The 12,873-nt window shown below is 70.0% G+C and carries 10 protein-coding genes; 7 read left to right on the top strand and 3 right to left on the bottom strand.

The genetic code is table 11. From position 1 onward, the window contains the following. The first annotated feature begins 207 nt into the window (after positions 1–207). The 7 genes from OOK31_RS22350 to pgi all read left to right on the top strand — a co-directional run bounded on the left by OOK31_RS22350 (position 208) and on the right by pgi (position 9,215). The gene (locus tag OOK31_RS22350; protein WP_267089071.1) at positions 208–3,168 is read left to right on the top strand and encodes a M14 family metallopeptidase; all 2,961 of its coding nucleotides are present in this window, start codon (positions 208–210) and stop codon (positions 3,166–3,168) included. Between the two features lie 210 nt (positions 3,169–3,378). Then, complete coding sequence (gap, locus tag OOK31_RS22345) at positions 3,379–4,383, top strand: type I glyceraldehyde-3-phosphate dehydrogenase (RefSeq protein WP_267089070.1); 1,005 nt, start codon at positions 3,379–3,381, stop codon at positions 4,381–4,383. A gap of 131 nt (positions 4,384–4,514) precedes the next feature. Next, the gene (pgk, locus tag OOK31_RS22340) at positions 4,515–5,726 is read left to right on the top strand and encodes a phosphoglycerate kinase (protein WP_267089069.1); all 1,212 of its coding nucleotides are present in this window, start codon (positions 4,515–4,517) and stop codon (positions 5,724–5,726) included. A gap of 5 nt (positions 5,727–5,731) precedes the next feature. Then, a complete protein-coding gene (gene tpiA, locus OOK31_RS22335) occupies positions 5,732–6,517 on the top strand; it encodes a triose-phosphate isomerase (protein WP_267089068.1) in 786 nt (261 codons plus the stop codon). Between the two features lie 135 nt (positions 6,518–6,652). Then, the gene (gene secG / locus OOK31_RS22330; protein ID WP_267089503.1) at positions 6,653–6,883 is read left to right on the top strand and encodes a preprotein translocase subunit SecG; all 231 of its coding nucleotides are present in this window, start codon (positions 6,653–6,655) and stop codon (positions 6,881–6,883) included. 178 nt (positions 6,884–7,061) lie between these two features. Next, positions 7,062–7,397 (top strand): RNA polymerase-binding protein RbpA, encoded by a 336-nt coding sequence (locus tag OOK31_RS22325; protein WP_007263454.1) that lies wholly within the window; start codon positions 7,062–7,064, stop codon positions 7,395–7,397. Between the two features lie 165 nt (positions 7,398–7,562). Continuing rightward, on the top strand, positions 7,563–9,215 hold the full coding sequence (gene pgi, locus OOK31_RS22320) for a glucose-6-phosphate isomerase (RefSeq protein WP_267089502.1): 1,653 nt from the start codon (positions 7,563–7,565) through the stop codon (positions 9,213–9,215). A gap of 76 nt (positions 9,216–9,291) precedes the next feature. Here pgi and pgl read toward each other — a convergent pair whose 3' ends face one another. From pgl to zwf, 3 genes are all read right to left on the bottom strand, one after another. Next, the gene (gene pgl, locus OOK31_RS22315) at positions 9,292–10,074 is read right to left on the bottom strand and encodes a 6-phosphogluconolactonase (RefSeq protein ID WP_267089067.1); all 783 of its coding nucleotides are present in this window, start codon (positions 10,072–10,074) and stop codon (positions 9,292–9,294) included. A gap of 260 nt (positions 10,075–10,334) precedes the next feature. Further along, positions 10,335–11,345, bottom strand: coding sequence for a glucose-6-phosphate dehydrogenase assembly protein OpcA (gene opcA / locus OOK31_RS22310; RefSeq protein ID WP_267089066.1), 1,011 nt, complete (start codon positions 11,343–11,345; stop codon positions 10,335–10,337). Then, complete coding sequence (gene zwf / locus OOK31_RS22305; RefSeq protein WP_267089501.1) at positions 11,342–12,871, bottom strand: glucose-6-phosphate dehydrogenase; 1,530 nt, start codon at positions 12,869–12,871, stop codon at positions 11,342–11,344. Before zwf ends, opcA begins: the two co-directional genes overlap by 4 nt. Positions 12,872–12,873: the final 2 nt, after the last annotated feature.

Genomic DNA, 12,873 nt, shown 5'->3' with positions numbered 1-12,873 from the left:
CGCCCGCGGGCCGCTACGGACCAGCGAGGGGGCCCGCACGCACACGCGTGCGGGCCCCCTGCCGTACGGCCCGCCGTACAGGCCGCCGGGCACCCCGATCCGGCCGGTCCGGCAGGACACAACCCCCACGCACCATTGACATGCGCACAGGGTGATCGTGAGCCTGTCGTCCGAAGCTTTCGTGGCAGACGACGCCCAGGGGGGCATATGAGGCACCGCGCGAGATCTTTCCTCGCCGCAAGCGCACTCGTCTTCGGAACCACACTGGCCGCGCTCCCCGTGGCGGCCCAGGCCCAGCCCGCCTCCGGCAACGCACCCGGCGCCGACGAGGTACGCGTCTACGAGGCCGACATCAGCCGCGAGCAGGTCCCGCTCGTGCTCGCGGCCGGCCAGGACGCCCACGAGCTCACCGAACGCGCCCCCGAGACGGGGACCGCCAAGGTCGAGCTCTTCCTCACCTCCGGCCAGGCCGAGGGCCTCGCGGCCCAGGGCGTGAAACTCGCCGAGCGCAAGGTCACCGCCCAGGGGCTCGCCCGCGCCAAGGCCGCCGGGGACGGGGTCTTCCGCCCCTACAGCGGCAAGGGCGGCCTCCAGGAGGAGATCCTGCGGACCGCCCAGGAGAACCCGGGCCTCACCAAGGTCGTCTCCATCGGCAAGACCGTCCAGGGCAAGGACATCCTCGCCCTCAAGGTCACCAAGGACGCCAAGAAGTCCAAGGACGGCGACAAGCCGTCCGTGCTCTACATGTCCAACCAGCACGCCCGTGAGTGGATCACCCCCGAGATGACCCGGCGGCTGATGCACCACACCCTCGACAACTACGGCAAGGACGCGCGGATCACCAAGCTGGTGGACTCCAGCGAGCTGTGGTTCCTGCTCTCGGCCAACCCCGACGGCTACGACCACACCTTCACCGCCGACAGCGCCCGCCTGTGGCGCAAGAACCTGCGCGACAACAACGGCGACGGGAAGATCGCGGCGGGCGACGGGGTCGACCTCAACCGCAACTTCGCCTACAAGTGGGGCTACGACAACGAGGGTTCCTCGCCGAACCAGTCGAGCGAGACCTATCGCGGCCCCAAGGCCTCCTCCGAGCCGGAGACCGTCGCCCTCGACGCCTTCGAGAAGCGCATCGGCTTCCAGTACGCCATCAACTACCACTCCGCCTCCGAGCTGCTGCTCTACGGCGTCGGCTGGCAGGTCGCCACCCCGACCCCGGACGACGTCGCCTACAAGGCACTCGCCGGCACCCCCGAGCACCCGGCCGTCCCCGGCTACTACCCGCAGCTCTCCTCCGAGCTGTACACGACGAACGGCGAGGCCGACGGGCACGCGGCCAACGCCAACGGCATCATGATGTTCACCCCGGAGATGACCACCTGCCAGACGGCCTCCGCGATGGACCCGGACGACCGCTGGAAGCCCGAGGACTGCGCCTCCGGCTTCAACTTCCCGGACGACGAGAAGCTCATCCAGGGGGAGTTCGCCAAGAACGTCGCCTTCGCGCTGTCCGTCGGCGAGAGCGCGGCGCGCCCCGACCAGCCGGCCTCGTCCGTCGGCATCAGCGCCGCCGACTTCACCCTGGACCCCTTCACCACCTCCTACGTCGCCCGCGGTGAGGACCAGACCGTCGCCGTCACCGCCCGCAAGGCGCTGCGCGACAAGCAGCTCAAGTTCCGGATCAACGGCGGCCGCACCCATGACGACGGGCTCAAGGCCTGGAAGGGCGGCGAGGTCTACGGCGGCGAGGACAACAACTGGTTCGACGAGTACCGGGCCAAGGTCGACGGCGCCAGGCCCGGCGACAAGGTCGAGGTCTGGTTCACCGGCCGCGACCGCTCCGACAAGGAGGTCTCCAGCGCACACTTCACCTACACCGTCGCCGAACGCCCCCGCGCGGACGTCCTGGTGATCGCCGAGGAAGGAGCCAAGGCCCAGCACGCCCAGACCTACGTCGACGCACTGCGCGCCAACGGCCGGTCCGCCGCCGTCTGGGACGTGGCCACGCAGGGCGTCCCGCACCACCTCGGCGTCCTCGCGCACTTCGCCACGGCCGTCCACTACACCGGCGCCAAGACCCCCGGCGGTGACACGCAGCTGGCGGTGCGCGACTTCCTCAACGAGGGCGGCAAGCTGGTCGAGGCCGGTGAACTGGCCGGCGGCAACGCCCAGGTCGGCCGCGCCGTCACGAACGACTTCAGCCAGTACTGGCTCGGCGCCTACGGCCGCGCCTCCGTCAGCGGGCCCACCGGCTTCACCGGCACCGGGGCCCTGAACGGCGCCAAGGGCGCCCTCGGTGCCGCAGCCGGCAACCCGCTGAACGCCCCCGGGGCCTACACCGTCACCTCCGACACCCTTCCCGCGGCGCAGTTCCCGCAGTTCAGGAGCGCCCAGGCGGGCCAGTACAGCGGGGTCGTGAACCCGTACGCCCCCTACGCGGGCACCGGGATGGCCTCGGCCACCCACGAGGACGACGACTGGAAGCGCCTGACCCGCACCCTCGACCTCACCAAGGTCACCGCGGCCGACAAGCCGCAGCTGAAGATGGCCCTCAACTGGAACACCGAGGAGGGCTACGACCACGTGCTCCTGGAGGCCCGTAGCGCGGGCGGCGACGACTGGACCACACTTCCGGAAGCGGGCGGACTGAGCTCGGCCACAGTTCCGGCGGAGTGCGAGGCCGGATTCTTCATGAACGGCCACCCCTTCCTGCGCCGCTACCTCACCCTCGACAGCGCGGGCTGCACCCCCCGGGGCAGCAGCGGGACCTGGAACAGCTTCACCGGATCCTCCGGCGGCTGGAAGCAGGTCACCTTCGACCTGAGCGCCTACGCGGGCAGGAGCGTGGAGGTGTCCCTCTCCTCCGTCACCGACCCGGGCTCCGGCGGCCGGGGGGTCTTCGCCGACGAGGCGCGACTGTCCGTGGGCGGCTCCGACCAGGCCGCCGAGGGCTTCGAAACCTCCCTCGGGAGCTGGGCCGCCCAGGCCGCACCTGCCGGAAGTCCCGATGTTCCGGGCGATTGGTCCAGGACCGGTGAGCTGTTCAAGTCCTACGCGTCGGTCACTACGCGTGACACGGTCCTCCTCGGCTTCGGGCTGGAGCACCTGCCCTCGGCGGGGGACCGTGCCGTACTTGTCGGTAAGGCACTTCGCTCCCTGAACCACTGACGTGTGACCCCCAGCCCCGCTCACACTGAGTGAGCGGGGCCAAAGTCCCCGAGGTCCCGTGCCGGCGCCTTTGGTACAGGGCGGAGGGGCGTGTCCGGTCCCCGCCGATGTCACTCCGAAGCTCACGGAGAGGTAGGGTCGTAAGCGGTCGGGGACATCCCATACAGCTCGCCGGCGGACAGGCCGGCGCACCAACGAGGAGATCGGTTCGTGACGATCCGCGTAGGCATCAATGGTTTTGGCCGAATTGGCCGTAACTACTTCCGGGCGCTCCTGGAGCAGGGAGCGGACATCGAGATCGTCGGTGTCAACGACCTGACTGACAACGCCACCCTGGTGCACCTTCTCAAGTACGACACCATCCTGGGCCGCCTCAAGGCCGAGGTCTCCCACACCGACGACACCATCACGGTCGACGGCAAGACCTTCAAGACCTTCGCCGAGCGCGATCCCGCGAACCTGCCCTGGGCGGAGCTGGGCGCGGACATCGTCATCGAGTCGACCGGCATCTTCACGAAGAAGGCCGACGCCGCCAAGCACATCGCGGCCGGCGCGAAGAAGGTCCTCATCTCGGCTCCGGCCAAGGACGAGGACATCACCATCGTGATGGGCGTCAACCACGACAAGTACGACGCCGCCAGCCACCACGTCATCTCCAACGCCTCCTGCACCACCAACTGCGTGGCGCCGATGGCCAAGGTTCTCCTGGAGAACTTCGGCATCGTCAAGGGCATGATGACCACGGTCCACGCGTACACGAACGACCAGCGCATCCTGGACTTCCCGCACTCGGACCTGCGCCGCGCCCGCGCCGCCGCCGAGAACATCATCCCGACCACCACCGGTGCCGCCAAGGCCACCGCCCTGGTGATCCCGGAGCTGGCGGGCAAGCTCGACGGCATCGCGATGCGCGTCCCGGTCCCCACCGGCTCCGTGACCGACCTGGTCATCGAGCTGGAGCGCGAGGTGACCAAGGATGAGGTCAACACCGCCTTCCAGAAGGCCGCCGAGGGCCAGCTGAAGGGCATCCTCGACTACACCGAGGACGCGATCGTCTCTTCCGACATCGTGAACTGGCCGGCCTCCTGCACCTTCGACTCCTCCCTGACCATGGTCCAGGGCAAGAGCGTCAAGGTCGTCGGCTGGTACGACAACGAGTGGGGCTACTCCAACCGTCTCGTCGACCTCACCGTCTTCGTCGGCGGTCAGCTTTAAAGGCTTAGGGCAAGGCACCACGATGTGAGCACAGGGTCCGGCAGCGCGACGATGCGCCGCACGGGCCCTGTTGCTTGCCTCGTTCTCCCGTCCTCGCCCTTCGGGTGAAGCGCACAAAGGAGCAGTAACACATGAAGACGATCGACGAACTTCTCGCCGAAGGGGTCCAGGGCAAGCGGGTCTTCGTCCGCGCGGACCTCAACGTGCCGCTGGCGGAAGGCCGCATCACCGACGACGGCCGCATCCGCGCCGTCCAGCCGACCATCGCGAAGCTCGCCGAGGCCGGCGCCCGCGTGGTCGTCGCCTCGCACCTGGGCCGTCCCAAGGGCGAGCCGGACCCGGCCTTCTCGCTCGCCCCGGCCGCCACGCGCCTGGGTGAACTGCTCGGCGCGGACGTCAAGTTCGCCACCGACACCGTCGGGGCCTCCGCCAAGGAGACCGTCGCGGCGCTCGCCGACGGCCAGGTCGCCGTCATCGAGAACCTGCGCTTCAACGCCGGTGAGACCTCGAAGGACGACGCCGAGCGCGGCGCCTTCGCGGACCAGCTGGCCGAACTCGCCGACATCTACGTGGGCGACGGCTTCGGCGCTGTCCACCGCAAGCACGCCTCGGTCTTCGACCTGCCCGCGCGCCTCCCGCACGCGGCCGGCTACCTGATCGCCACCGAGGTCGGCGTCCTGAAGAAGCTCACCGCCGAGGTCAAGCGCCCCTACGTGGTCGTCCTCGGCGGCGCCAAGGTCTCCGACAAGCTCGCCGTCATCGACGAGCTGCTCGGCAAGGCCGACCGCATCCTGATCGGCGGCGGCATGGCGTACACCTTCCTCAAGGCCAAGGGCTACGAGGTCGGCATCTCCCTGCTCCAGAAGGACCAGCTGGACAAGGTCGCGGAGTACATGGAGCGCGCCGACAAGACCGGCGTCGAGCTGGTCCTGCCGGTCGACGTCCTCGTCTCCGCGGACTTCCCCGACCTCAAGGGCAAGACCCCGGCCGACTTCGACACCGTCGACGCGGACAAGATCCCCGCCGACAAGGAGGGCCTGGACATCGGCCCCAAGACGCGCGAGCTGTACGCGTCGAAGATCGCGGACGCCGAGACCGTCTTCTGGAACGGCCCCGTCGGCGTCTTCGAGCACCCCGACTACGCGAACGGCACGAAGGCCGTCGCGCAGGCGCTCGTCGACAGCGACGCCTTCACCGTGGTCGGCGGCGGCGACAGCGCCGCGGCGGTCCGCATCCTGGGCTTCGACGAGAACGCCTTCGGCCACATTTCCACCGGTGGCGGCGCCAGCCTCGAATACCTCGAGGGCAAGACGCTCCCCGGCCTCGCTGCCCTGGAGGGCTGAACCACATGACCGCAGCAACCGGCCGCACCCCGCTGATGGCGGGCAACTGGAAGATGAACCTCAACCACCTCGAGGCCATCGCCCACACCCAGAAGCTCGCCTTCTCCTTCGCGGACAAGGACTTCGACGCCGTCGAGGTCGCGGTGCTCCCGCCCTTCGTCGACCTGCGCTCCGTGCAGACCCTCGTCGAGGCCGACAAGCTGAAGATCAAGTACGGCGCCCAGGACATCTCGGCGCACGAATCCGGTGCCTACACCGGCGAGATCTCCGGCCCGATGCTCGCCAAGCTCGGCTGCGCCTACGTGGCCGTCGGCCACAGCGAGCGCCGCCAGTACCACGGCGAGACCGACGAGATCTGCAACGCCAAGGTCAAGGCCGCCTACAAGGTCGGGATCACCCCGATCCTGTGCGTCGGCGAGGGCCTGGACGTCCGCAAGGCCGGCGAGCAGGTCGAGTACACGCTGGGGCAGGTCGACGGCGGCCTCAAGGACCTGCCCGCCGGGCAGGCCGAGTCCATCGTGATCGCCTACGAGCCCGTCTGGGCCATCGGGACCGGCGAGGTCGCCACCCCCGACGACGCCCAGGAGGTCTGCGGGGCCATCCGCGGGCGCCTCGCCGAGCTGTACTCCCAGGAGCTGGCCGACAAGGTCCGCATCCAGTACGGCGGCTCGGTCAAGTCCGGCAACATCGCCGCGATCATGGCCCAGCCCGACGTCGACGGCGCGCTGATCGGCGGCGCCGCACTGGACGTCGACGAGTTCGTCAAGATCGTCCGCTTCCGCGACCAGTGAGTATGCGGTAGGGCGGATCCGTCGTACCCTTGCGGGGGCCGGGGGCTGCATCGCAGTCGTCGGCCCCCGCGCTCGTCGTGGCGCCTGTGAAACCTGAAAGCCAGAATGCCCAGAAAGTAGGAATCAGCCGTGATTATGGGGTTCTCGATCGCCCTGGTCGTCTTCAGCGCCCTGCTGATGCTGCTCGTGCTGATGCACAAGGGCAAGGGCGGCGGCCTTTCCGACATGTTCGGCGGCGGCATGCAGTCCTCGGTCGGCGGCTCCTCCGTGGCCGAGCGCAACCTCGACCGCATCACCGTCGTGATCGGCCTCCTGTGGTTTGCCTGCATCGTGGCGCTGGGTCTGCTCATGAAGGCCAACAGCTGACGGTTCCGGCCATTGTGGCTGCCCCGTGGGGTCCCCCCGGCCTATCATGAGGTCCGGCGGCCCAGCCTGGAGCGAGTAACTCCGGTTGCTGGACCGGCGTTGGGCCTTCCGTAGACTGGGGCGCCCGCAGCGGACATCCCGCACGCTCCGCGGCACCATCACGCAGGGAGTTACGACCGTGGCAAGTGGCAACGCGATTCGTGGAAGTCGGGTCGGAGCCGGGCCGATGGGCGAGGCCGAGCGCGGCGAATCCGCGCCCCGTCTGCGCATCTCCTTCTGGTGCTCGAACGGGCACGAGACGCAGCCGAGCTTCGCCAGCGACGCTCAGGTCCCCGACACCTGGGACTGCCCGCGCTGCGGCTTCCCCGCCGGCCAGGACCGGGACAACCCGCCGGCGCCGCCGCGCACCGAACCGTACAAGACGCACCTCGCGTACGTACGGGAGCGCCGCACCGACGCCGACGGCGAGGCGATCCTCGCCGAGGCACTCGCCAAACTCCGGGGCGAGATCTGATACTCGGCCCGAACCGGGACCACGCTCAAGAGTGACTTGGGGCCCGGCCCGTGGGAGCACGAATCCCGCGGGCCGGGCCCCTTTGTGCGCGTTGGCCCCCTTCGGATCCCTTAGGTTGGAGGTGGCGGGGCACAACAGGACGGAAGAAGTGGGTTGATGTCCGAGATGAACGCAGACAGCCGTACGAGGCTCAACCGGACGCCGGAGTGGACCGCACTCGGCAAGCACCGGGAAGAGCTGGGGCAGACGCATCTGCGGGAGCTGTTCGAGAAGGGTCCGGACCGGGGAACCGGCTACACGCTGCGGGTCGGGGACCTGCACATCGACTATTCGAAGCACCTCGTGACGGACGAGACGCTCGCGCTGCTCCGCGAACTGGCCTCGGCGACGGGCGTGGCCGAGCTGCGCGACGCGATGTTCCGCGGCGAGAAGATCAACACGACCGAGGACCGGGCGGTCCTGCACACCGCCCTGCGCGCCCCGGAGAGTGCCACCGTCGAGGTCGACGGCGAGAACGTCGTCCCCGCCGTGCACGCGGTGCTGGCGAAGATGGCGGCCTTCTCCGACCGGGTCCGGTCCGGGGAGTGGACCGGGTTCACCGGCGAGCGCATCAAGAACGTGGTCAACATCGGCATCGGCGGCTCCGACCTCGGCCCGGTGATGGCGTACGAGGCCCTGCGCTCCTTCACCGACCGGGACCTGACCGTACGTTTCGTCTCCAACGTCGACGGCGCCGACCTGCACGAGGCCGTGCGCGACCTGGACCCGGCGCAGACGCTGTTCATCGTCGCCTCGAAGACCTTCACGACCATCGAGACGATCACCAATGCCACCGAGGCGCGGAACTGGCTGCTGTCGGCGCTCGGCGGTGACGAGTCGGCCGTGGCCCGGCACTTCGTGGCCCTGTCGACGAACGCCGAGAAGGTCACCGAGTTCGGCATCGATCCGGCCAACATGTTCGAGTTCTGGGACTGGGTCGGCGGGCGCTACTCCTTCGACTCGGCCATCGGCCTCTCGCTGATGATCGCGATCGGCCCGGAGCACTTCCGGGCGATGCTGGCGGGCTTCCACCTGATGGACGAGCACTTCCGCACGGCGCCGCCGGAAGAGAACGCGCCGCTGCTGCTTGGCCTGTTGGGGATCTGGTACGGCAACTTCCACGACGCGCAGGCGCATGCGGTGCTCCCGTACAGCCACTACCTGTCGCGGTTCACCTCGTACCTGCAGCAGCTGGACATGGAGTCCAACGGCAAGTCGGTCGACCGTGACGGCGAGCCGGTGGACTGGCAGACCGGCCCGGTGGTGTGGGGCACGCCCGGCACCAACGGCCAGCACGCCTACTACCAGTTGATCCACCAGGGCACGAAGCTGATCCCGGCGGACTTCATCGGTTTCGCCCGCCCGGTGGACGACCTCCTGCCCGGCCTGGTGGCCCAGCACGACCTGCTGATGGCGAACTTCTTCGCCCAGACGCAGGCCCTGGCCTTCGGCAAGACCGCCGAAGAGGTCCGCGCGGAGGGCGTGGCCGAGGAGCTCGTCCCGCACAAGACCTTCCAGGGCAACCACCCGACGACGACGATCCTCGCGACCGAGCTGACCCCGTCGGTGCTGGGCCAGCTCATCGCGCTGTACGAGCACAAGGTGTTCGTCCAGGGCGCGGTGTGGAACATCGACTCCTTCGACCAGTGGGGCGTGGAGCTCGGCAAGGTCCTCGCCAAGCGGGTCGAGCCGGCGCTGACGGAGGGCTCGCACGTCGAGAGCCTGGACCCCTCCACGCGGGCGCTGGTGGCCCGCTACCGTGAGCTGCGCGGGCGCTGAGCCTGACGGAACGGACGAAGGGCCCCGCACCGGTCGGTGCGGGGCCCTTCGCGTGGCCTGCGGAGCGGTGTGCCGCTCAGGAGGAGGCCGGGGGGTACAGCCCTGCGGGCAGCTTGGCCGCCGCCGCGCGGTCCAGCAGCCACAGGGTGCGGCTGCGGCCGTACGCCGCCGCGGCCGGGGCCTGGACCTCGCCCGCGCCGCCCAGCGCGATGGCCACGGCGCCCGCCTTGTCCTCACCGGCAGCCAGCAGCCAGACCTCGCGGGCCGCGCGGATCGCCGGGAGGGTGAGGGAGACCCGGGTCGGCGGGGGCTTCGGGGCGCCGTGCACGCCGACCACGGTGCGCTCGGTCTCCCGGGCCGCCGGGTGCTCGGGGAACAGCGACGCCACGTGCGTGTCGGGACCCACGCCCAGCATCAGCACGTCGAACCGGGGCACCGGGCCGTGGTCCTCGGGGCCGGCGGCCTTGCGCAGCTCCTCGGCGTAGGCGGCGGCCGCCGCGTCCACGTCGGCGCCGTACGGGCCGTCGGAGGCGGGCATCACGTGCACGCGCGCCGGGTCCACCGGGACGGAGTCCAGGAGGGCCTCGCGGGCCTGTACGTGGTTGCGTTCGGGGTCGTCGGCGGGGACGTAGCGCTCGTCGCCCCACCAGAGGTCGAGCCGGGACCAGTCGACGGCGTCCCGGGCGGGGGCGGCGGCGAGGGCCGCGAGGAGGCCGTTGCCGTTGCGGCCGCCGGTCAGGACCACGGAGGCGCTGCCGCGGGCGGCCTGCGCGTCCACGATCTTCGTGATGAGCCGGGCCGCCGCGGCCTGGGCCATCAGCTCCTTGTCCCGGTGGACGACGACCTGGGGAGTCGTCATACCCATGTGCTGCCGCCTTCTTGGTAGTTCGGGTGGTTCCGTTGCGCGTGCCGGGCGCCGGGTGCCGCTGCGCGGAGCCGTTCCCCCACCCCGCCCCTTCCCGAAACCGGGGGCAAGCCCCCGGACCCCCTGCGCCCTCAAACGCCGGGCGGGCTGGATCTATCCAGCCCCGCCGGCGTTTGAGGCGCGGGGTCTGGGGCGGAGCCCCAGGGAACGGAGGAAGGGCGGGGCGGGGAGCAGCTCCGCGCAGCGGGGCCGGGCTACTTGGCCGCGGCCTTCTTCGCCGGCTTCGGGGCCGGCTTGGCCGGGGCGGCGGGGGCTTCGGCCTTCGCCGCAGGGGCCGCGGACTCCGCCAGGCGGGCCACGCCGAACTTCAGCGAGGCCTCGTAGGTGTTGTCCGGGTCCAGCCGGCGCAGCTCCTCCGCCAGCAGCTCGGCCGTGTCGCGGCGCTTGAGCGCCACCGCACGGTCGGGCTGACCCGGCATGCACAGCGTCGCCAGCGCGCCGTCCGCGCGGTCCAGGACGATCTCGCCGTCCTTGCTGACCAGCCGTACGGCGGTCAGGCCCGGACCCCCGGACAGGGTGCGCTCGACGGGGACGCCGAGGCGGTCCGCCAGCCACATGGCCAGCAGCTCGCAGCTCGGGTTCTCGTCCTCGCCCTCGACGGTCGCCGAGACGACCTTCACCGTCTGCTGGTCCAGCGCGGCCGCCAGCATCGAGCGCCACGGGGTGATCCGGGTCCACGACAGGTCCGTGTCACCCGGCGCGTACGCCGCCGCCCGCGTGGCGAGGGCGCCGATCGGGTGCTCGGCGGAGGACGTGTCCGTGATCCGGCGCTGCGCCAGCGCACCGAGCGGGTCGCCCGCCAGGTCCGCGGGAGCGCCCTGCGGCCACCAGAGCACCACGGGGGCGTCGGGCAGCAGGAGCGGGAGTACCACCGACTGGGCGTGGTTGACCAGTTCGCCGTGCAGGCGCAGCACGACCGTTTCGCCGGTGCCGGAGTCCGCCCCGACGCGGAGTTCCGCGTCGAGACGGGCCTCGCGGCGGCTACGCGGAGAGCGGCTGACCCGCTTGACCACGACGATGATCCGCGAAGGGTGTTCGTGGGAAGCGTCGTTCGCCGATTTGAGCGCGTCGTACGCGTTCTCCTCGTCGGTCACGATCACCAGCGTGAGGACCATGCCGATGGCCGGCGTGCCGATGTCCCGGCGTGCCTGCACCAACGCGGCATTGATCTTGCTGGAGGTGGTCTCCGTGAGGTCGATCTTCATGGCCGGCGCCAGCTCCGTCCGTCTCGTGCGAGCATCTCGTCCGCCTCGACCGGTCCCCAGGTGCCCGCCGGGTACTGCGCGGGCTTGCCGTGCTTGTCCCAGTACTCCTCGATCGGGTCGAGGATGTTCCAGGACAGCTCGACCTCCTGGTGGCGCGGGAAGAGGTTCGCGTCGCCGAGGAGGACGTCGAGGATGAGCCGCTCGTAGGCCTCGGGGCTGGACTCCGTGAAGGACTCGCCGTAGGCGAAGTCCATCGTGACGTCCCGGACCTCCATGGAGGTGCCCGGTACCTTCGAGCCGAAGCGGACCGTCACGCCCTCGTCCGGCTGGACCCGGATGACCAGGGCGTTCTGCCCCAGCTCCTCGGTCGCGCCCGACTCGAACGGGAGGTACGGCGCCCGCTTGAAGACCACGGCGATCTCGGTCACCCGGCGGCCCAGGCGCTTGCCCGTCCGCAGGTAGAACGGGACGCCCGCCCAGCGGCGGTTGTTGATCTCCAGGCGGATGGCCGCGTAGGTGTCGGTCTTCGACTTGGGGTCGATGCCGTCCTCTTCGAGGTACCCGACGACCTTCTCGCCGCCCTGCCAGGCCGCCGAGTACTGGCCGCGCACGGTGTGCTTGCCCAGGTCCTCGGGCAGCTCCACGGCGGTCAGCACCTTGAGCTTCTCGGCCACCAGCGCCTTCGGGTGGAAGGAGCCGGGCTCCTCCATCGCGGTGAGCGCCAGCAGCTGGAGCAGGTGGTTCTGGATGACGTCGCGGGCCGCGCCGATGCCGTCGTAGTAGCCGGCCCGGCCGCCGATGCCGATGTCCTCGGCCATGGTGATCTGTACGTGGTCGACGTACGACCGGTTCCAGATCGGCTCGAACATGGTGTTGGCGAAGCGGAGCGCCAGGATGTTCTGGACGGTCTCCTTGCCGAGGTAGTGGTCGATCCGGAAGACCTCGTCACGGGGGAAGACCTCGTGGACGACCTTGTTCAGTTCCTCGGCGCTCTTGAGGTCGTGGCCGAAGGGCTTCTCGATGACGGCGCGCCGCCAGGAGCCCTCCTTCTGCGCCAGACCGTGGTCCTTGAGCTGCTGGACCACCTTCGGGAAGAACTTCGGCGGGACCGACAGGTAGAAGGCGAAGTTGCCGCCCGTGCCCTGGGCCTTGTCGAGTTCCTCGATCGTCGACTTCAGCGTCTCGAACGCCGCGTCGTCGTCGAAATCGCCCTGGACGAACCGGCAGCCCTGGACGAGCTGCTGCCAGACCTCCTCACGGAAGGGCGTGCGCGAGTGCTGCTTGACCGCGTCGTGCACCTCCTGGGCGAAGTCCTCGTCCTGCCACTCGCGCCGGGCGAAACCGATCAGCGAGAAGCCCGGGGGCAACAGGCCGCGGTTGGCGAGGTCGTAGACGGCGGGCATGAGCTTCTTGCGCGACAGGTCACCCGTAACGCCGAAAATGACCAGGCCGGACGGCCCCGCGATACGCGGGAGCCGCCGGTCCTGTGCGTCACGAAGCGGGTTCGCTCCGTTCACCGACAAAATAC

Source organism: Streptomyces sp. NBC_00249, assembly GCF_026342355.1.
GTDB lineage: Bacteria > Actinomycetota > Actinomycetes > Streptomycetales > Streptomycetaceae > Streptomyces.
This window is presented reverse-complemented; position numbering and strand designations above follow the sequence as displayed.